The 21,413-nt window shown below is 61.3% G+C and carries 11 protein-coding genes and 2 pseudogenes; 5 read left to right on the plus strand and 8 right to left on the minus strand.

All coding sequences use genetic code 11. The features are described 5' to 3' along the window. Window positions 1-10: 10 nt before the first annotated feature. Together purF and HMPREF3153_RS02935 are read right to left on the minus strand one after the other, a co-directional pair. Window positions 11-1,510, minus strand: a complete 1,500-nt coding sequence (purF, locus tag HMPREF3153_RS02930; RefSeq protein ID WP_070419957.1) for an amidophosphoribosyltransferase — start codon at window positions 1,508-1,510, stop codon at window positions 11-13. Window positions 1,511-1,520: 10 nt separating this feature from the next. Further along, on the minus strand, window positions 1,521-1,925 hold the full coding sequence (locus HMPREF3153_RS02935) for a sterol carrier family protein (protein ID WP_070419958.1): 405 nt from the start codon (window positions 1,923-1,925) through the stop codon (window positions 1,521-1,523). A gap of 34 nt (window positions 1,926-1,959) precedes the next feature. Here HMPREF3153_RS02935 and HMPREF3153_RS02940 point away from each other — a divergent pair, with 34 nt between their 5' ends. Next, window positions 1,960-2,979 carry an acyl-CoA thioesterase gene (locus tag HMPREF3153_RS02940; protein ID WP_046646036.1) on the plus strand — a complete coding sequence of 340 codons (1,020 nt, stop codon included), beginning with the start codon at window positions 1,960-1,962 and terminating at the stop codon, window positions 2,977-2,979. A gap of 28 nt (window positions 2,980-3,007) precedes the next feature. Here HMPREF3153_RS02940 and HMPREF3153_RS02945 read toward each other — a convergent pair whose 3' ends face one another. After that, window positions 3,008-3,937 (minus strand): MaoC/PaaZ C-terminal domain-containing protein, encoded by a 930-nt coding sequence (locus tag HMPREF3153_RS02945; RefSeq protein WP_070419959.1) that lies wholly within the window; start codon window positions 3,935-3,937, stop codon window positions 3,008-3,010. Next, a complete protein-coding gene (locus HMPREF3153_RS02950; RefSeq protein WP_070419960.1) occupies window positions 3,938-5,266 on the minus strand; it encodes a 3-oxoacyl-ACP reductase in 1,329 nt (442 codons plus the stop codon). It lies immediately after the preceding gene. 167 nt (window positions 5,267-5,433) lie between these two features. Between HMPREF3153_RS02950 and HMPREF3153_RS02955 the strand changes: the two genes are divergently transcribed. Beyond that, window positions 5,434-6,732, plus strand: coding sequence for an acetyl-CoA C-acetyltransferase (locus HMPREF3153_RS02955; RefSeq protein WP_070419961.1), 1,299 nt, complete (start codon window positions 5,434-5,436; stop codon window positions 6,730-6,732). Between the two features lie 53 nt (window positions 6,733-6,785). After that, window positions 6,786-8,873: an acyl-CoA dehydrogenase family protein gene (locus HMPREF3153_RS02960; protein ID WP_070419962.1), complete on the plus strand. Its 2,088-nt coding sequence runs from the start codon at window positions 6,786-6,788 to the stop codon at window positions 8,871-8,873. A 20-nt stretch (window positions 8,874-8,893) separates the two neighbouring features. Here HMPREF3153_RS02960 and HMPREF3153_RS02965 read toward each other — a convergent pair whose 3' ends face one another. From HMPREF3153_RS02965 to HMPREF3153_RS02975, 4 genes and pseudogenes are all read right to left on the minus strand, one after another. Further along, window positions 8,894-9,631: a PAQR family membrane homeostasis protein TrhA gene (locus HMPREF3153_RS02965; protein WP_046646040.1), complete on the minus strand. Its 738-nt coding sequence runs from the start codon at window positions 9,629-9,631 to the stop codon at window positions 8,894-8,896. Between the two features lie 472 nt (window positions 9,632-10,103). Continuing rightward, window positions 10,104-13,778, minus strand: a complete 3,675-nt coding sequence (locus HMPREF3153_RS02970) for a phosphoribosylformylglycinamidine synthase (RefSeq protein ID WP_070419963.1) — start codon at window positions 13,776-13,778, stop codon at window positions 10,104-10,106. Window positions 13,779-13,980: 202 nt separating this feature from the next. After that, window positions 13,981-14,154: pseudogene (locus tag HMPREF3153_RS12590) on the minus strand (DUF2334 domain-containing protein); the annotation flags it as partial. A gap of 65 nt (window positions 14,155-14,219) precedes the next feature. After that, a pseudogene (locus HMPREF3153_RS02975) lies at window positions 14,220-14,774 on the minus strand (sigma-70 family RNA polymerase sigma factor); the annotation flags it as partial. A 425-nt stretch (window positions 14,775-15,199) separates the two neighbouring features. Here HMPREF3153_RS02975 and HMPREF3153_RS13170 point away from each other — a divergent pair. Then, the gene (locus HMPREF3153_RS13170) at window positions 15,200-20,515 is read left to right on the plus strand and encodes a G5 domain-containing protein (RefSeq protein WP_070419964.1); all 5,316 of its coding nucleotides are present in this window, start codon (window positions 15,200-15,202) and stop codon (window positions 20,513-20,515) included. 448 nt (window positions 20,516-20,963) lie between these two features. Continuing rightward, a complete protein-coding gene (locus tag HMPREF3153_RS12990; RefSeq protein WP_223197887.1) occupies window positions 20,964-21,359 on the plus strand; it encodes a hypothetical protein in 396 nt (131 codons plus the stop codon). The last annotated feature ends 54 nt before the right edge of the window (window positions 21,360-21,413 follow it).

Here is a 21,413-nt window from a genome sequence, read left to right on the forward strand (position 1 = left end):
TTCAAGTCTTTTAAGATTCAGAGCCGAGCAAGGAGCGCACGGCCTCAGCGTTCGGGTTGCCGGCCGGGAGGCCGAGTGGGTAGACACCGTCAAAGCAAGCGGTGCACAGCTCGTGTTGCGGCTGTTCGGTCGCGGCGACCATCTCCGCAATGGAGACGAAGCCGAGGGAGTCCGCACCGATGGCGTCGCAGATAGTCTTGCAGACTACTTCCGGGTCATCAGACGGGTTGGCGTTAGCGATGAGCTCGCCCGGGGATGCGAAGTCAATGCCGTAAAAGCACGGCCACTTCACCGGTGGCGAGGCGATGCGCACGTGCACCTCGGCAGCGCCTGCCTCACGCAGCATGCGGATGAGCGCACGCTGGGTGTTGCCTCGGACGATGGAGTCATCCACCACCACGAGGCGCTTGCCCTCGATGACCTCGCGCAACGGGTTCAGTTTCAGGCGGATGCCCAGCTGGCGCAGGGTCTGTGTGGGCTGAATGAAGGTGCGACCAACGTAGGCATTCTTCACCAGGCCGTGCGCGAAGGTGATGCCGGACTCGCGGGCATAGCCCACGGCCGCCGGGTTACCAGACTCAGGCACAGGAATGACTAGGTCCGCATCTGGGGCCGGGTATTGCCGCGCTAGACGACGCCCAATTTCCACACGCGTCGCGTTCACCGAACGGCCCTTGATGTCGGTATCAGGACGTGCCAGGTAGACGTACTCGAAGACGCAACCGTGGTGAGTTGGCTCCGCGAACTTCTCCGAGCGGATGCCCGCCTCGTTGATGGAGATGAGCTCGCCCGGTTCAATCTCGCGGATGAACTGCGCGCCGACGATATCGAGCGCACAAGTCTCCGAAGCCACGACCCAGCCCTTTGGCAAACGGCCCAGCACCAGCGGGCGCACGCCGTGCGGGTCGCGCGCAGCGTAGAGGGTGTGGCCATCAGTAAAGGTCAGGCAGAATGCACCTTTAACGCGAGGGAGCAGGGCGCGCGCCGATTCAAAGACGCTAACGTCCTCACTCACGCCGTCGGCAAGCAGCATGGACAAGCACATGGAGTCAGAAACCGACTCTTCATGCGGCTTAATGAGCCCTCGATCGATTGCCTCAGCGCGCAGCTCAAGGTAGTTGACCAGGTTGCCGTTGTGGCCCAGCGCGATATCGACGCCGCTCGGCGAGGTGCCGAACATGGGCTGCACGTTGGACCATTCCTTACCGCCCGCAGTGGAGTAGCGCGTGTGTCCCACGGCGACGTTGCCCTGCAGGGACGCGAGGATGGATTCATCAAAGATGTTGGCCACGAGGCCCATGTCTTTGAATACGACGATGCTGTCATCATCACCCACAGCGATACCGGCAGCCTCCTGGCCGCGGTGCTGCAGTGCAAACAGACCGAAGTAGGTCAACTTCGATACTTCTTCGCCCGGGGCCCAGACGCCAAAGACACCGCATTCCTCGCGCGGTTCGGTCTCGCTGCGATCATCGAGATTGGTGATATGGGGAGTTAGTTCAGCTACCACGGCTGCAATCCTAGCCGTTGTGGCCGGTAGAGACTAACGGAATGATGGGCAACCATGCAGCGATTTCCCCTGAGCGCGAGCCAGAGGCATCCACCTGAGCTGCGCCAACGGCGTCCTCCCAGCTGAGCAAGCCTGTAGCCAGCTGCAACCATGTCAAAGCGTCGGTCTCCACCACATTGGGTGGAGTGCCGCGGGTATGACGGGGACCCTCGATGCACTGGACTGCCACGAATGGGGGCACCCGCAGTTCCACCGAGTGCCCCGGCGCGTCCGCTTCGAGGGTGCGGGCGGTGCGCCGCACGGCGTCGGCAAGCAATGCCCTACCTGGTTTTTCCACCTCATCGGGGCGTTTTATCCAGTCTTGGACCGCCACCACGGCAGCGCGCGTGGCCGCTGGGTCTACCTTATTTTTCATGCGCTAATCCGGCCTCCCTGATAACTTTCTATGCATGTCACTTACCCTTCCGGAACAAGAGAATACTGAAACCGCAAAGTCGCCATCGATCACGCTTCGATTCATGGCGGCGCCCACGGACATGACCATCGCTGGTGCGCAGGGCATTGGCGGCGGCCGCGTCCTAGAGTGGATCGATAAGGCCGCGTACGCATGCGCGGTGCAGTGGTCCGGAATGTACTGCGTGACCGCCTATGTGGGACACATTCACTTCACTCGCCCGATCCCTTCGGGCCACCTGGTGGAGGTGCGCTCGCGCATCGCAATGACGGGCCGTTCTTCGATGCACATCGTGAACGAGGTGCTATCTGCCGATCCGCGCGACGGCATCTTCACCCGCGCGTGCGACTGCCTGGTCATCTTCGTGGCCAAGGACCCGGAAACCGGCAAATCCACCCCAGTTCCTTCCTTTGAACCTTCCTCCGACGATCACCGCCGCGTTTGGGAAGCCGCGGAATCCCGCATTGAGCTGCGCAAGGCCATCGAGGAAGAGATGGAGAAGCAGACTTATGACGGGCCCTCCGACGCCCCGCGCATGATCAACCGCTTCCTGGCCAAGCCGACCGACGTCAACTGGGGCGGCAAGGTCCACGGCGGCACCGCCATGGAGTGGATCGATGAGGCGGGCGCGGCCTGCACCATGGAGTGGTCCGGCGAGCACACCGTGGCGGTCTACGCCGGCGGCATTCGCTTCTACCGCCCGATTTCCATCGGTGACCTCATCGAGGTCGACGCCCGCATGATGCGAACCGACGCCCGCTCAATGCAGATGTCCATTCACGTACGCTCAGGCAACCCCCGCGGCGGACGTCAGAACTTGGAGACCGCCATCCACGCCACGGTGTCCTACATGGCGATGGACGCGGACTGGCAGCCGATTGCAGCACGCCAGTTCACGCCGAAGACGGCTGAAGACAAGGCACTGTGGGAGCACGCCGGCATTCTGCGTAACCTGCGCGGACAATACTCCCCGAAGCCGCTCGTGGTGGCACCGCAGCACCAGCACCTAGACTAGCCAAGCGGTGAGCCCAGCTAGGTGCTGGTTAGCTGAACGGCTCGACGGCGGCTGCCACGTGCAGCTTGTCGACGTCCTTGGCCTTGCGTAGTTCGAGCGTCCACGCGCGGTCGTGCTCGCTGGCAAAGAGCGCGGTGGACGCGGGAAGAATGACCGGCTTGTAGAAGTCGGCTTGGACGCGGACGGCTTCGGGGAGCCGCCCCTCCAGCGCGGTGAGCATCGAGGCATGCGTGTACATGCCGTGGGCAATGGTATTGGGGAAGCCAAAGAGCTTGGCGCCCGCCCGTGAGGTGTGAATCGGGTTCTTATCGCCGGACGCTTCCGCATAGACCTTGGTGGGCTCGGGGCTAAAGCGGAGGGTCGAAACGGGGTTGGTTCCGGCAGCTGGGGCCTGCGGCTGCGGCAGGAAGCGGGTGGCTTCTGGGCGGGATGCAACTTCTTCTGGGGTGGAGGAAGAGAACTTAGCGCCAGGGCCTAAGAAGGCGGAGGTCTGCTGCCAGACCAACACGTCCTCGACGTAGATGGACGTAATCATGTCCAGGACCAAACCCTTGCGGTGCGGGCGGAGGTTTTCCGCGTGGACATTGATGGTGAACGTGTCCTCGACATGGAGGGGGCGGAACTGTTCAATCTTGTTGGACAGGTGCACGATACCCATCGCCGGGAATGGGAAACCCGGTGAGTCCATTACCTTCACCGCTAAGGGGAAGGCCAGGGCGTAGGGGTAGGTCACTGGCGCTTCGTTGCCAAGGCGGAATCCCACTGCCTGGCAGTAGCGGGCGAGGTGAACGGGATCGATGCAGACGTCATCGACACGGAAGGCGGTTGCCGGGTCATTGATTGTGCGTTTGGGTTTCAGGCCTGGCACCATGGCGGGAACCGCTTTGGTCACCTGCTTGCGGTAGAGCTCGCTGAGCTCCGGAACGGCGGGCAGGTTCACTACGTTGAGCGCAGTCATTTAGGCTCCCATCATGTTCTGTCCGCAGACGCGGACGGTATTGCCGGAAACGGCCGCGGAGGAGGCGGCCGCGAAGTAAGCCACGGTCTCAGCGACGTCGACAGGCTGGCCGCCCTGCTGCAGCGAGTTGATTCGGCGGCCAATCTCGCGCGGGCCGGTGGGCATGGCGGCGGTCATCGCGGTCTCGATGAAGCCAGGGGCCACCGCGTTAATAGTGGAACCGGACTCGGCGAGGAGCGGTTGGAGGGCGTCGACAAGCCCAATGACACCCGCCTTGGTGGTGGCGTAGTTGGTCTGGCCACGGTTACCGGAAATACCCGCCATGGAGGACACGCCCACAACGGCTGCGCCCGAGGCGAGGTCACCATTTTCGATGAGCTCCTCGGTGATGCGCACCGGTGCCAGGAGGTTGACGGCCGACACTGCATCCCACTGGCCTTCGTTCATGTTGGCCAGCAGCTTGTCGCGAGTGATGCCGGCGTTGTGGACGATAACGTCGATGGCGCGGCCGTAGCGATCCTGCGCATGCTTGGCGATGGCCGCGGCGGCACCGGCATCCGTGACGTCGAGCGGCAGTGCCGTGCCCTTCACCTTGTTGGCAGTGGCGCTGAGGTGCTCGCTGGCGCCCGGAATATCGATGCAAATAATGTCTGCACCCTCGCGAGCGAGGACCTCCGCGATGGTGGCTCCGATGCCGCGCGCAGCGCCCGTAACCACGGCTAAACGGCCAGCCAATGGGGCGGACCAATCATGGTCCTCACCGAAAGAACCAGCCTTGACGCGCACCACCTGGCCGTCCACAAACGCTGACTTGCCGGAGAGGAAGAAGCGCACGGTGGACTCCACCTCAGCGGTGGCTGCCGGGTCGACCCACACCAGATTTACGGTGCCGCCCTTACACATCTCTTTTGCGAGGGAGCGCGTGAAGCCTTCGAGGGCACGGGCCGCAATGCGGGCGTCGACGGTATCGGCGGCCTCCGGGGTGGTGCCGATGACCAGCAGGCGCGCGTTGGCGGTGAGGTTGCGCAACTGCGGGTGGAAGAAGTCGTAGAGCTCGCGCAACTGTTCGGGCTTGCAGATCCCGGTGGCGTCGAAGACGAGCGCTGCGCGCTTGGACTCCGCAGTCACGGACAACAGCTGATAGTCCACCGCGAGCTGCGAGTTAAGGAATGTGGCGATGCGCCCCTCCCCTGCTGCTCCGATGACAACCGGGCCGTCGAGAGCCGGCTCGCCGGGGGTGAAGCGGCGCAATGGATACCCCTGCGGCACGCCTGCCTTGGCGGCGACAGGGGAGTTGATCAGTTTCTCGGCGAAGTTAATTTTTGGCATTTAAATTCCTTCCCTTAACAAGGTTGCAAGCCTTTATGTAGTAGCTTGCAAGTTTAGTTAATTAAGTGATAGAACTAACAATATCATTCAGCCTGTGATGTAGAGCATTTGAGTGAAAACTTTTTCCTAGCACGTTCCTAGCAAGGATTTCCCACCAAGGAGTCGCAATGACCACCACTTCGCACCGCGTAGCAATCCTAGGCGGCAACCGTATCCCGTTCGCTCGTTCCAACAAGGAATACGCGCATGCCTCCAACCAAGACATGCTGACGAGCGCGCTCGACGGCCTCGTCGCCCGCTATGGGCTGCACGACGAGCGCCTAGGACTCGTCGCCGCCGGCGCAGTTCTCAAGCACTCCCGCGATTTCAACCTCACCCGTGAGGTGGTCCTGGGTTCTGCACTCGACTCCACTACCCCAGCCATCGACCTCCAGCAGGCATGCTGCACCTCGCTGGCAGCGGCCATCCACGTCGGTGACGCCATCGCCCGGGGCCGCATCAGCTCCGGCATCGCGGGTGGCACCGACACCACCTCGGATGCACCACTCGCCGTCAACGACTCTCTGCGCCGGACCCTCATTAACCTCTCTCGCGCCAAGACCGTGGCCCAGCGTGCACAGCTCATTGGGTCCATTCGCCCGGGACAGCTGGCGCCGGAGCAGCCCCAGAACGGCGAGCCACGCACCGGCCTTTCCATGGGTGACCATGCGGCCATCACCGCCCGCGAGTTGAAGGTCACCCGCGCCGACCAAGACCAGCTGGCGTTGGCGTCCCACCAGAAGCTGCACCAGGCTTGGGAAGAGGGCTTTTTTACTGACCTGACCACCGGATTCTTGGGCGTCAACCGCGACACCAACCTGCGCGCGGATTCCACCTTGGAAAAGCTCGGGCAACTCAAGCCAGTCTTCGGCAAGCGTGACGCCCAGCAGCACGGCACCCAGGCCACGATGACTGCGGGCAACTCCACGCCGCTTACCGATGGCGCCTCGGTGGCGCTGCTTGGCAACGAGGACTGGGCCGCACAGCATAACCTCGAACCGCTTGCTTACCTGGTGGACTCCGAGACCGCTGCAGTGGACTTCATCCACGGCGGCGACGGCCTGCTTATGGCACCGACCTACGCGGTTCCTCGCCTGCTTGAGCGCAACGGCCTCAGCCTGCAGGACTTCGACTTCTATGAGGTCCACGAGGCATTTGCCTCCCAGGTACTGGCCACGCTGACCGCCTGGGAAGATGAGACCTACTGCCGCGAGCGTCTCGGACTGCCCGGCGCGCTCGGCCCCATCGACCGCACCAAGCTCAACGTAAAGGGCTCCTCCTTGGCAGCGGGCCACCCGTTCGCCGCAACCGGCACCCGCATCCTGGCCACCACCGCCAAGATTCTGGAAGAAAACGGCGGCGGCCGCGCTTTGATTTCCATCTGCGCAGCCGGCGGCCAGGGCGTGGCGGCCATCGTCGAGCGCTAGAACACCAAAGAGACCACCTGTCCAAACTCCCCAATCAATTAAGGAAACCCATCATGGCACTCACCAAGACTCTGAGCAGAGACTCCAACAAGGAACAAAACCCTGGCCGCGGCGACGGCCGTTCTGCACCAGCCCAAGCCGAGCCGCGCAGCCCAGGCCGCCTGCCCACCACTCCGAAGCCTTCCGTGGCCACCGAGCTGGGAGCGCTTCTCGACGGCCCACACGCCTCTTTCCGCCACGAGTTGCGCGAATTCATCGACGATCCAAGCCTCTTCCCACGTCCTGAGCTCTCGGTTGCCGAGCAGCGCGAGCACACCTTTAACAACCTTGCAAAGGTCCGCGACTTCGGCGGCTTCCAAAAGGGACTGCGCCGCGACAATGGCGGTCCGGGCAAGCCGATTCTTTCCACCTTCACTCTGGAAGGCCTGGCATGGGCCGACGGTTCCCTGGCCATCAAGTCCGGCGTGCAGTGGGGCCTGTGGGGAGGTGCGCTCGACCAGCTGGGCACCGAACGCCACCTCGAATGGGTAGAAAAGGCAAGCAGCCTTGAGCTACCTGGTTGCTTCGCCATGACCGAGCGCGGTCACGGTTCTGACGTCCAGTCCCTGGAGACTACCGCTACCTATGATCCGGAGACTGATGAGTTCATCATCAACACTCCAAAGGACACCGCGGTAAAGAACTACATCGGCAACGCCGCAAAGGACGGCCGCGCTGCAGTGGTCTTTACACAGCTCTACACCCCGGGCAGCGATGGCCGCAGCCACGGCGTGCACGCCATCATCGTGCCGATTCGCGACGAAGAGGGTAACTCCCTGCCGGGTGTCACCTTGGGCGACCACGGCCACAAGGGCGGCCTGGTCGGCGTGGACAACGGCACATTGCGCTTCGACAATGTCCGGGTCCCCCGTGTAAACCTGCTCAACCGGTTCGCCGATGTCGACGAGAAAGGCAAGTACACCTCCCCTATTGAGAATCCCAACGCCCGCTTTTTCACCATGCTGGGCACGCTCATCCGCGGCCGCATGGGCGTGGCGGGCGCTGCCGGTGCCGCGACTGAAGCCTCGTTGGATATTGCACTGCGCTACGCCAACCGACGTCGCCAGTTCGAAGGCGCAACCGGTTCCGAAAAGCGTCTCATCGATCACCGCCAGCACCGCCGCCGCCTGCTCATCCCGCTCGCACGTACCTATGCGCTGCACCTGCTCCACAACCAGATCCTGGAGCGCTACCAGGAAATGAATGACCAGCAGGAGTCCGGCACATGGTCCGTGACCACCCCGGATGAGGAGCAGAAGTTCGCCTCCCGCGAGATGGAGTCCCTCGCCGGCGCCATCAAAGCAGCGCAAACCCAGCACGCCATCCGCACCATTCAAGAATGCCGTGAGGCCTGCGGCGGCGCCGGCTACATGTCGGAGAACCGCCTGACCACCTACCGTGCCGACTCGGATGTCTTCGCCACCTTCGAGGGCGACAACACCGTCCTCATCCAGATGGTGGGCAAGAATCTACTCACGGCATATGGCCGCGCGATGAATGACATGTCCCCATGGGACACCGTGCGTTACGCCGCGACGACCGCCACCGAAGTGGTCCGCCGCCGCACCGGCTTCACCACTCGCTTGCAGGGGCTGGTGGACTTGGTGAACCCGAATGAGGCATCGCTTTTCGACGCCGTGTACCAGGCCAAGCTCATCGACGATCGCGCCCAGTCCGTGCTCTTCTCCCTCGTGCGCCGCATCCAGCCAGCCCGCAAGGCGGATAAGGTGCAGGCGGCCGCCATCGTGGACAAGTGCCAGGACCACCTCATCGCGGCTGGTTGGGCCCGCGTGGATACCCTGCTGGTCCAGGCCATGATCGAAGCAGAGGAGCGCCTGGAAGAGGGTTCGCTGGCTCGCCAGGTATTCGAGCAGCTGCGCCACCTATTCGTGCTGACCACCCTGGTGGAACACGCCGGCTGGTATCAGGAACACAACCTGCTTCCCGCAGGCCGTATGAAAGCTGCTCGCGCCGCCATCAACGACCTCGTCGATTCCCTGGCGCCCTGGTCGATGGTCTTGGTAGACGCCTTCGGCATCCCTTCCGAGGTATCCAACATTCCGATGCTCACCGAGGCAGGCGTAGACCCGCTTCGCCACTAACTAAAGCGCCGCACCACTAGTTAGGCCGCAACGACCATCCAGACAGCGACCATGTGTACAACGGCGGCGGCGATAGTCGCCGTGTGAAAGTGCTCGTGGTAGCCGTACCACCGGGCGTTGCGGCCTGGCCATTTAAAGCCATAGGCCAACGCGCCCACGGAATAGATGACGCCGCCTGCGAACAGCAGCCACACCACAGCGGGCCCCGCCTCAGTCCACAACGTTGGAATCAAAGGCAAGACCAACCATCCCAAGGTCAAGTACACCACCACATCAAGCCAGCGTGGGTGGTCAATCCACACCAGATTCAGGATGACGCCCATAATTGCACCAACCCACGCTATGCCCAGCATCCAAGCAGCCTGGACTGGCTCAAGCACAATCGCACAGAGCGGCGTATAGGTGGCAGCAATAAACACCGCGATGGTGGCATGGTCAGCGCGCCGCCACCATCGCACCGCCCGCGCGGTGGGCCATGGCCAACGGTGGTAAAGGGCCGAAACGCCGAAGAGCCCCACCACCCCAACGCCATAGACGGTCACTGCAAGCGCCTGGTCCCACGAGATGCTCATCCACGCAAACGTAATTAAGACAGTGGAGGCAATCACGGAAGCAATAGCCGCGAAGAGATGACCCCACCCACGCGTTAGTGGGCGTTCGCCGCGGTCTGCCACGAAATAGCGGCGCTCAATGAGTTTTTCTAAAGCGCCGTTTTCGCATTTTTCGTCGGGGGTCGTGACCCTATGTTGGATCGCCATCAAGAAAGCCTTACTTTGGGAATCTATTTAGCCTCAACACTAAACTTACGTTTCCGTAACTATACGGGCCTAACCTCAGGGGTTCAAGGGTATCTCCAACAATGTTCTGCTCCCCGGTGGTGACCAGCCACGCCCGAGCTTCTATCTCTTGCCAGGTGTACAGGGCGGCCAAGAGCGCATAAACCGGATGACCCAGAAGCTGTCTCCACTGACCAGGGCGCGCACTCCTTCGGCTGGTTCGAGCAACAGATGAAGATCAGCTGAGGACAGACCATCGCTCGCTCTGAGGCTCCCACACCGGTTGGGTCCCCGTCTTTGGGTCCCATTGGTTGGGTCCTATTGCGAGTGGAGTTTTGTGTTATGGGATGAAAAAGGCTCCCTTTGCTAGCAAAGGGAGCCAAGGAATGGGACCCAACCAGGAGGACCAAACCGGCTGGCCTTCGGCACGCGTCAGGCCAGTCCGGGCTCGGAACTACTTGCGGAAGAACTCCGCCGCGGACTCAAAGAGCAACATGTCGTACTCGCCCGGCACGTTCTTGTACGTCGACGGCGAGATGCGCTCAGAGTGGCCCATCTTGCCCAGGACGCGGCCGTCCTCGGACATGATGCCCTCCAGCGCGAAGAGGCCACCGTTCGGGTTCACAGAGATATCCATCAGCGGGTTGCCAGCAACGTCGACGTACTGGGTAACGGCAGCTGCCTTTAGGCGCTCCCACTCGGATTCACCAGCGGTGATGCGCCCCTCACCGTGCGAAATCGGCACGGAGAAGACGTCGCCTTCATTAACCTTGGACAGCCATGGCGAATCGTTGTTGACCACGCGGACGCGGGAGATGCGCGACTGGTGGCGGCCGATGCTGTTGAAGGTCAGGGTCGGGGTCTCAGTGCCTGGCTTGGAGATGGCTCCGAACGGAACCAGGCCGAGCTTGATGAGCGCCTGGAAGCCGTTGCAGATGCCCAGGATGAGGCCGCCGCGCTCGTCGAGGAGGCCCTGCACGCCTGCGGACAGGGACGGGTTGCGCAGGAAGGAGGTGATGAACTTCGCGGAGCCATCCGGCTCGTCACCACCGGAGAAGCCGCCCGGCAGGAAGAGCATCTGCGAGCGGTCCAGTGCAGCCGCCATGCGGTCGACGGACTCAGCAATGTCTTCCGGGGTGCGGTTACGCACCACGAGAATCTCAGACTCGATACCCGCGCGACGCAGCGCTGCCGCAGAGTCGTACTCGCAGTTGGTGCCCGGGAAGACCGGGATGAGCGCCGTGGCCTTTGCCCCACCGAAGGTCGGGGTGATAGTCCGTGCGACCGTCTCCCCCTTAGCAGCAGCGCCGAGGTCAACAGAGCCAGCCTGCTCCACCGTGGTCGGGTAAATCTCTTCCAGGGTGCCCAAGTAGGCAGCCTCAGCGTCAGCAAAGCTGACCTCCGCGCCGCGGTAGCTGAAGCCGCCAGCGGTGGTGGTACCCAGGGCAGAGCCGGCAACGGGCTCCTGGCCTTCTGCCCACTCGAGGACGAAGGCGCCGTAGGCGTAATCGTAGAGAGGGGCGTCGTCAGCGAAGGCGAAGCCGATGCCCTCACCCAAGCCCATCTTCAGGACTGACTCGGCAGGGCCGCCAAAGCCGGGGGTGTACGCGGAGACGACCTTGCCTGAGCGCAGCAGCTCAGTCACGGTACGGAAGTTCTCCACCAGCGACTCTGGGGTAGGCAGGCCGGCGAGGGCGGTATCGGAGGCGTCGGCAAGCGCAGGCGAAAGCAGCGTCACCTGGTGGCCTGCGGCCTTGAAGTGGTTAGGGACCATGTTGCCCGCGTCGTCGTGGCTGACGGCAACCGAAATAACCGTTGGCGGAACGTGCAGCTCTTCGAAGGTTCCGGACATGGAATCCTTGCCGCCAATCGCGGCGACGCCGAGGCCAAGCTGGGCCTTGATGGTGCCCAGCAGCGCGGCGGTTGGCTTGCCCCACGCGGAGGCAGAGTCCATGCGCTCGAAGTACTCCTGGAAGGACAGGTAGGTCTCATCGAAGGAGGCGCCGGTAGCAATCAGCTTGGACACGGACTCCACAACGGCGAGGTAGGCGCCGTGGTACGGGCTGGCCTCGGTGACGTATGGGTTGTAGCCCCAGGACATCACGGAGCAGTTGGTGGTCTCGCCCAGCGCAGGGAGGGTGTTGGCCATTGCCTGGATCGGGGTGGCCTGACGCGTGCCGCCGAAAGGCATCAGCACGGTGCCGGCACCGACGGTGGAGTCGAAGCGCTCGGAGAGGCCTTGCTTGGAGGCAACGTTGAGGTCAGAGGCCATGCCGAGGAAGGACGCATTGAAGTCCTCCTGGCGCGCCCACTCACGGGACGCGCCGCGCCAATCACCAGCAGGGGCGACGTCAGCGGTGGCGTGCTTGTCCGCGCCGTTGGTGTTGAGGAACTCGCGGGAGAGATCCACGATGGTGGTGCCGCGCCAGTGCATGCGCATGCGGCCGGAATCGGTGACCTCAGCGACAATGACTGCGTTGAGGTTCTCCTCGTTGGCGAGGGCGATGAGCTTGTCGACGTCGCCTGCCTCAATCACGGTAGCCATGCGCTCCTGGGACTCAGACAGCGCCAGCTCGGTGCCGTCGAGTCCCTCGTACTTCTTTGGAACGGCGTCCAGGTTGATCTCGAGGGAATCAGCCAGCTCGCCCACAGCCACGGCAACGCCGCCGGCGCCGAAGTCGTTGCAGCGCTTGATGAGCTTGGAGAATTCCGGGTTGCGGAACAGACGCTGGAGCTTGCGCTCCTCTGGGGCGTTACCCTTCTGCACCTCCGCGCCCGCGGTAGTCAGGGATTCCACGGTATGCGACTTGGAGGAACCGGTGGCTCCGCCGATGCCGTCGCGGCCGGTTGCACCTCCGACCAAAACCACGAGGTCACCTGCGGCCGGCACCTCGCGGCGCACGTTGGCTGCTGGCGCGCCCGCGACAACTGCACCCATCTCGAGGTGCTTGGCCACATAGCCCGGGTGATAGAGCTCGTCGACGAGGCCGGTGGCCAGGCCGATCTGGTTGCCGTAGGAGGAGTTACCGGCAGCGGCCACGCGCGCGATGGTCTTCTGCGGCAGCTTGCCCGCGCGCGTGGTGGTCTCCAGTGGGTTGCCGGAGCCGGAGATGCGCATGGCGCCGTAGACGTAGCCGCGGCCGGACAGAGGGTCACGGATAGCGCCACCGATACAGGTAGCGGCGCCACCGAAAGGCTCGATCTCGGTTGGGTGGTTGTGGGTCTCGTTCTTAAAGAGCAGCAGCCATGGCTCTTCCTTGCCGTCAACGGTGATGGTGACGTGCACGGTGCAGGCGTTGATCTCTTCGGAGACGTCCATAGCGTCGAGCTTGCCCGTGGCACGCAGGACCTTGCCCGCGATGGTGCCCATGTCCATCAGGGTCACCGGCTTGGTGCGGCCGATGGACTCACGGGCTGCGAGGTAGTCCTGGTAAGCAGCCTCGACGGCTGGCTCGTTGAAGGTGATGGAGTCGAGAACCGTCTCAAAAGTGGTGTGGCGGCAGTGATCGGACCAGTAGGTGTCGATCACCTTGAGCTCGGTGATGGTGGGTTCGCGGTCTTCGGAAGCAAAGTAGTTACGAATCAAGGTGGCGTCGTCAGCGTCCATGGCCAGGCCGTGGGATGCGACGAATTCGGGGAGGGCGGCGTCGGAAAGCGCAGTAAAGCCCTCAAGGGTCTCCACATCAGCGGGCGTGGCCACCTGCAGTGCCAGCGTCTCAGGCAGCTCCAGGGAAGCCTCGCGGGCCTCCACCGGGTTGATGAGGCCTGCGCGCATGACCTCCGGAATGGCGCCCTCGACTGCGTAGACCACAGCGGTGCGAACGCGCGGGCGCTCCTTTTCAAAAAGGAACTGAATACACTGCGCAGCGGAGTCCGCGCGTTGATCGAACTGACCAGGCAGCGGCTCGACCGCGAGGACCTCTCCGTCGATGCCGGCCTCGTCCAACGTGGAATAGGTTGTGTCTACCTGCGGTTCGGAGAGAACCAGCTGAACCGCGGTGGCGAACTCCTCATCCGTGGTGCCCTCTACGTCATAGCGGTTGAGCAGGCGCACTTTGACGCCGTACTCTTTCGACAATGCCGCGGCATGCCCACCCTCGCGATTTTCCACGTACACGCGCTGAACCATCGTGCCTCCAGTTTTCTTTAAACTTTGCTTCGACTTCGAGTCCTCGATCTAGACCCCACCCAGCGTATTGTGCGCGGGGAACAGACACCAATTCTATAGGGCACAGCGCAGGGAGAACGCAGAAGCCGCAACCTAGTGGGCAATCACGTATTTGCCCACGCCACGGCCACGCGCACCAGAGCACCCGGAAGCTTCCGCCGCACTAGAGGTACACCCCGTAATCGACTGGTTGTGCGCCCGCAGTCGCAGCACGCTCCACAGCCTTAAGGAAGTCCGCGGTGACCTTACGGTCATGCAGATTGCGCCCGGAAATCGACAGGCGCACCGTATTGCCACGCAGAGCAGAGCGCTCGGCTGCACGAATAATGTTGCGCCGAGGGGTGCCTGCATTCGGCTCAACGTTGTCACTGATTGCGCTTCTCGTCTATGCCTTCGCCTTGTTTTCTTCTTGACGCCGATGCCGTGTTCCGCGGCGACGTCCTTCAGTTTCTTGTGCAGCGCCTTCCGGCCCCGGTGGACGCGGCTCATGACGGTGCCGATGGGGAGGTCGAGGATCTTCACGATCTCCTTGTAGGCGAATCCTTCGACGTCGGCGTAGTAGACCACCATGCGATAGTCCTCGCTGATATCCGTCAGCGCGTCGATGATGTGCCGGTCAGGGATCCGCTTGAGCGCTTCAATTTCCGCGGAGGCGAGACTGTCCGGAGCATGCGACATCACGTCGGCCTGTTGCTAGTCGGTCATGTCCTCCGCAGAGGATTCATAGGGTCGGCGCTGCTGCTTGCGGCACTCGTTGATGTAGGTGTTGGTGAGGATGCGGTACAGCCAGGCTTTGAGGTTGGTGCCGGGCTTGAAGGATCGGAAGGCTTGGAAGGCCTTGATATACGCATCCTGCACGAGGTCCTGTGCATCGGCGGGGTTGCGAGTCATCCGCAACGCCGCACCGTAGAGCTGGTTCAGCAGCGGCAGCGCGTCGCTTTCGAAGCGGGCGAGCAGCTCCTCGTCGGGCTCCTCGGTGCGCTGCGTCGCGGCGCGCTACGGGTGGGGGAACTCATGCTCTCCCCTCTGCTGGGTCAATAGCGTCAACGTGGTGTGGAACCATGCTATTCCCCGCGCGAGTAGCGCTCCGCTACGGTCCAACCCTTAACACCCCCTCCTAAGTATTTTAACCCCGCCCCAGCCCTCTCTTGCATCGTAGAACCCGGCCTAAGCTGCACCTTATGGCTTTTCGCGCACAATTCCCATTGTTTATTCACCCTGATGAGAGTATAATTTTCACGGTGCTCTAAGGAGATTTTGCACCTCAAGCGAGTCCACGCTAAGGATTCGGATTTGGCCTTAGACATCCCCGACCATGCGTTTCCAAGCAGCAGAAGCAGCAGGAGCAGCAGGACATCAAAATTTTAAGGAAGGACCGAGGAATGAACTCCTCTCAGAACAGGGTTTCACGACGGCGCCCCCGCACTGGCGTTGCCGCCCTGTCCGCCATCACTCTCGCGCTGGGGTCGCTCAGCCTTTTCCCTCACAGCGGCCCCATCCCTGAGGCCACCGCTGCCACACTGAGCGGCGGCATTCGCGACAAATCCGGCGCGGTAGAGAAGGACGCCCAAAAGGCGTCCGACCTGCCAGCCGGTTCGTGTGTTGTCGAAGAAACCGACACCGCTGAACACAGCCAGGCTGGTTTTACCTGGAAGACCTTGGAGCCAGCTGAGGAAAGCCCCTCGAAAACCCGGTGGGGCTTGAGTGTTTCCTTTGATAACTCGAAGGATCGCACGTTCGCGGATTGGTACTTTACTAATTCAGGCAATATGAAAGCACACCTCGACACAGGTAACATTCCCTCTATCGAGGCGGGCCAGACCTTCCTTGGCGAGAACGTCACCCAAAAAGCCGACGAGAACATTGAGATTACTGATGCTGGTCGCCAACGAAACTTAAATCTCGCTGCAGAGCTGACCGACGAGAAGGTCAAGCAGTTCGCTTCGGCCACTGCCGATACCCCTGTGCGTTACGCTTGGCAGGGCGACTATAAGAAGGAAAATCCCAGTGGGCCTAGGGCTACCCGGGGAGGCAGCGCGGCATTCAGTGCTCTTGTAAACCCGTGGCCGAGCGAAAACATCGAGTGTAACCCGATCACGGTGTCGTGGGAGTCTTTCGAGAAGCACGTGATCGTACCCGGTGATGAAACCAAGGTCGGCAAGATCAACGTGCCTGCTGTGAAGAACGGCGGTAAGGACGATTCTATGTCCCGCATGGTTGTAGAGGCCTACGACGGCAACGGTAAGTTCATCGGTACCTCTGACGTAGCTGCTTCGGGCGGCAAACAGTTGTTGCGTATTGATGGCAACGGCGATATCTATTTCACCTGGCCTGAGTACCGTGGTACGGACCTTGCTACCGACAAGAACGTGAACTTCTCCGTTCTGGCGAAGCCACGTACCGTGGATCAGCTCAAGGCTGCTGGTAAAAATAACAATAATGAATTCGGCAATACCCAAGTCTTCGATAGCTCTAACTCGCTGACTCGCTACAACAAGGCGAACGTCATCGACTCCAATGCGTACTCTCTAGATGACACCGAGTACCACAACCCGCAGTACGACAAGACCGATGCCTCGATCATCTCGGGTGTGGATAGCGCAACCGGCCCACTGGCTACCGAGCCGCAGAAGGTCACTTTCACCCAGGTACCAGACCTGATCAAGGAACTGAAGAAGAAGAAGGGCGACGGCGGCTTCGAGGCTAAGGTCGAGTTGGACGAGAAATACGTCTACGAAGGCTGGACCGTCGAAATGGACGAGCACTACAACGTCACCGTCACCGCTCCGGAAAACCCGAAGCCGGGCACTTTCGCGCGCCCCGTAGTAACGGTTGAATACTCGAATGGCTCCTCAGACAAGCTCGAACTGTTGGTCGTTGTTGACCCGAACAACACCCAGGTCACCGACCTCGTGCGCCCGAGTCTGACGAAGGGCAAGATTGGCCAAGATTTGACCGCCCAGGTGGGCACCAAGTCCATCATGAAGGGACACAAGCCGGTTCACCCTGCCAAGTTCGAGGTCGACCCGTCCACTGTGCCTGAAGGCTGGACCGTCACCGTCGATGGGACCGGCAAGGTCACCGCGAAAGCGGACGACACCGTCGCACCGGGCACCATCATCACCCCGAAGGTGAAGGCAACCTACCCGGACCAGACCACGGACGAGATCGAGACCCAGTTCCAGGCCATCGTCGATATCAAGATCCCTAACTACGACACGGTGACTGGTCAGCCGAACGCGAACGTCAGCCTTACTCCTGAGATCCCGGAACGGGGCCTGAGCGGTAACACGACCGACGAGGCCCCGACGCGCTACACCTTCGAGGACGGCACCAACAAGACGACCCTTACCAGCAAGGACGGTAAGACGTGGGACGTCTACGTTGACGAGAAGACTGGCAAGATTACGACCACGATTCCGAAGGGTGCCCAGGAAGGAGACATTCTGAATGTCCCAGTCCTCGCGCACTACAGTAATGAGAGCAAGCAGAAGCCGCAGACGGTTGTAGGCACCGTTGTCGTCCTCAAGGGCGACATCGAGGCGAACTACAACGTTCAGGTCACTGCTCCGGGCAAGGAAGCCAAGCATCAGGTTGAAGGCGCGCCGGACGGCTCCACCTTCTCCTTCGGCAACAAGGATGGAAAGCCGGTCACCGAACAGGACGTTGACGGCTGGAAGTACCGCATCGACCCGAACACCGGTGAAGTCTCGGCTACCCCGCCAGCAGACGCCAAGCCGGGTGACAAGAATACCGTCACTGTAACGGTTAATGCACCGGGTGGTCGGACCACACAGACACCTGTCACCACCGTCGTGAAGCTGACCAACAGTTGGGAGGCGGAGCCTTCCTACCCGGTGGAGACGGTGTACCCGGGCGATACCGCAAAGCTGCCGTTGAACCTCAACAAGCCGGATAATGTCAACGTCGCTAAGGAAAACCCCTACAAGCTGGGTACACTCCCGGAGGGTTGGACGGCCACCATTGACGACAATGGCCAGATCACCGCGACCGCACCTGCGGACGCAAAACCGGGTGACCAGGTCAAGATTCCGGTCACCGTGACCTATGAGGATGGGTCTAAGGACACCGCATACGCCGTGGTGAACGTTGTCGACGTTCCGACGCGTGAGGTGCCGTTCAAGGTCGAGTACAAGTACGATGACACCATTCCTGCCGGTGAGTACAAGGTTGAAACCAAGGGCGTTCCTGGCAAGGAAAAGATGACCAAGGACGGCCAGTGGGAGCAGACCGAGGCACCCAAGAATGAGGTTGTCCTGGTCGGCACCAAGCCTGCCGAGGCCGCCAAGGACGTGACCTGGACGGTTCCGATTCCGTTCCCCACCGAGGTTCGCGAGAACCCGGACCTGGCACCTGGTGAAATCAAGGTTGTCCAGGAAGGCGAAAACGGCGAGAAGACCTACACCGCTAAGTTCACCGCCAAGGGCTCCGAGGCTCAGGTTGCAGAGGAAGAAACCACTAAGGAAGCGAAGCCTCGCATCATCGAGTACGGTCCACGCTTGGGTGCTAGCGAACTGGTGACCAAGACCGAGAAGCCAATTCCGTTTGAGACTGAAATTGTCTTCGACGACACCCTGGAAGAAGGCACGCAGGTCGTCGATCAGGCAGGGCAGCTTGGAACTGAGGTCGAAACTTCGATTCAGAAGATTGTGGACGGCAAGCCGTCCGGCGACCCTAAGGTGACCAATGAGCGCACCAAGGAGCCGGTCAAGCAGGTTATCCGCGTGGGCACCAAGACCACCGGTGAGACCACCGAGTCCGTGGAATCTGAGATCCCGTTCGGCGTGAAGGTCGAGTTTGATCCGAACATGCCGGCTGGCACGTCTGAGACTGTCACCGAGGGCAAGCCAGGCAAGAAGAAGGTGACGATCAAGCGTGACATCATCAACTCCAAGCCGGGCGACCCGCAGATCACTGAGGAAATCATCGAGAAGCCGGTGGATCAGGTGATCAAGGTCGGCACCAAGCCATCTGAGGCCTCCAAGAAGGTCACCTGGACTGCCCAGGTGCCGTTCGAAGTTGAAACTCGTCCGAACCCAGCGCTCAAGCCGGGTGAGATTAAGGTCGTCCAGAAGGGCGTGCCTGGCGAGAAGACCTACACCGCGGACTTCACCGCTAAGGGCGACCAGGCAACTGTGACCCCTGAGGAGAAGCAAACCAAGGACCCGGTCAACGAGATCATCGAGTATGGCCCGGGCGCCGAGGATTCGGAGGTCGTCACCAAGACTGAGAAGCCGGTTCCATTCGAGACGAAGATCGTCTTCGACCCGAACCTGAAGGCCGGTGAGCAGGTTATCGACCAGCAGGGCGAGCTGGGTACCGAGGTTGTCACCTCCACCCAGAAGATCGTGGATGGCAAGCCGTCCGGCGAGCCGACCGTGACTACTGAGCGCACCAAGGAGCCGACCAACGCGGTCATCCGTGTTGGCACTAAGACCGAGGGCACTCACACTACTGAGTACGAGGTAGACGTCCCATTTGAGACTGAGATTATCTTCGACGAGAATCTGGAAGCCGGCACGCAAGAAACTGTGCAGGAAGGTGTTCTTGGCAAGGACAAGGTAACTACTACCCAGACCATTGAGAATTCGCAGGTTGTGGATACCAAGACCGAAACTAAGCGTGTGAAGGAACCGGTCAAGAAGATCATCAAGGTCGGTACCAAGGGCAAGCCTGCCTCCACCACGGTTGAGTGGACGGAAAAGACTCCGTTCGAGGTTGAGGTTCGGGTTAACCCCGAACTGAAGCCTGGTGAGACCAAGGTCGTCCAGGAAGGTAAGCAGGGCGAAATCAAGCACACCGTCAAGGTGAATGCTGACAACGGGGAAATCTCCACGGATAAGTCCTCTGAGAAGATTAGCGACCCGGTAAACCAGATCATCGAAGTTGGTCCGGCCAAGAGCCGCGAGACCACGTTGACGGATAAGCACACAGAGAAGATTCCGTACGACACCCTCATTGAGTACGACCCGGACCTGGAAGTCGGCAGGGTTGTCGAGGACCAGGCCGGTGTATTCGGTGAGAAGGAGATCACCAAGACCTGGAAGCTGGAGAACGGTAAGCCCGTAGGCGATCCGACGATTTCGGAGACCGTTACTAAGGACAAGCAGGATCGTAAGATTCGTGTGGGCACTAAGTGCAAGTGCGAGCCGACGCCTCCTGTTGACCCAACCGAGCCGACGGACCCGACGGACCCAACTGAGCCAACCGAGCCGACGGACCCGAAGGACCCAACCGAGCCAACTGAGCCAACTGAGCCAACCGAGCCGACGGACCCGAAGGACCCAACCGAGCCAACCGAGCCGACGGACCCAACCGAGCCAACTGAGCCGACCAAGCCGACTGAGCCGACCAAGCCAACCGAGCCGACCACGACGGCCGACAAGCCAAGCAAGCCAAGCAAGTCGTCCACAACGGCCAACAAGCCGAGCGCGCCAGGTAAGCCGGGCAAGCCAAGCGAGTCCGAAAAGCCGAGCGAGCAGCCAGCCGCTCCGGGCAACTCGGGTGGCGGCTCCGGCAGCGCCGCCCAACAGGGCAGCCAGCCGGAGAAGGCGGAGTCCAGCAGCCAGTCCGCACTGGCACGCACCGGCGCAAACATCGCTATGCCGGTAGGGATCGCTGCACTGCTGATCCTCGTCGGAACCGCGTTGATAGTTCTGCGCAAGCGTCGGTACTAAACAGCGCACCCAGGGCCAGCGATGAAGCCACTCAACTTCAACACTGACCCAACATAGAAGCGGCGGGAGCCGCGGGGACCACCCCGCGCCCCGCCGCTTCCGCATTCCCACCCCACAACAAACGCACTACTCCCCTGCTCCCCCGCCGCAGCTTCCGGGCATAGAAAACCCCGTCTTCGCCCCACCCTCAGCCCCGGAGCATCGGACTACCGCCCAATCAAAATGCGAAACGTTATTAACCACGTTGCCGACCGCCTTATCCGCCTTCTCGCTTGACTTTCACATCAAAGCCGGGGCGAAGCTTACTGTCAACGAGAAAGCCTACGACAAGGCCTTGGCGCTAACCGGTTAGAAAGGCTACGCCACCAGTCTTTCCCAGGAGCAGTTGTCCGGTCGAGAGGTCATAAGCTGTTACCACGAGCTCTACCACAACGAAAACGCTTTCCGGATGGCGAAAACCGATTTGCAAGCACCACCAATCCCCCACCGTACGCAAGACACTATCCGTGCCCACTTGACGGTTGCGATGGCGGCTTTAGCCATGCCAAACCACATATACCTCACAAGTGGTGTGACCGCGCCGAAACTAGTAGAGCGTCTTAAAATGCTGCGCCACGCCACCATTGATACCGGCACACACCGCTACGACATTCCGCCCAACACCAACGAAGAAACCACGAACCTCATCACCACAATCCTTGAAGACAAAGCCGAAACTCGCGGACTAAATCAAATTGTGAAAGTCAGGTTTGACGCCGCACCCTTTCGACCATGCTGCGGCATGCCCACCCTCACGATTTTCCACGTACACGCGCTGAACCATCGTGCCTCCAGTTTTACTTAAGCTTTGCCTCGACTTCGGGTCCTCGATCTAGACCCCATCCAGCGCATTGTGCGC

This window comes from Corynebacterium sp. HMSC06C06 (genome assembly GCF_001807295.1).
Lineage (GTDB): Bacteria > Actinomycetota > Actinomycetes > Mycobacteriales > Mycobacteriaceae > Corynebacterium > Corynebacterium striatum.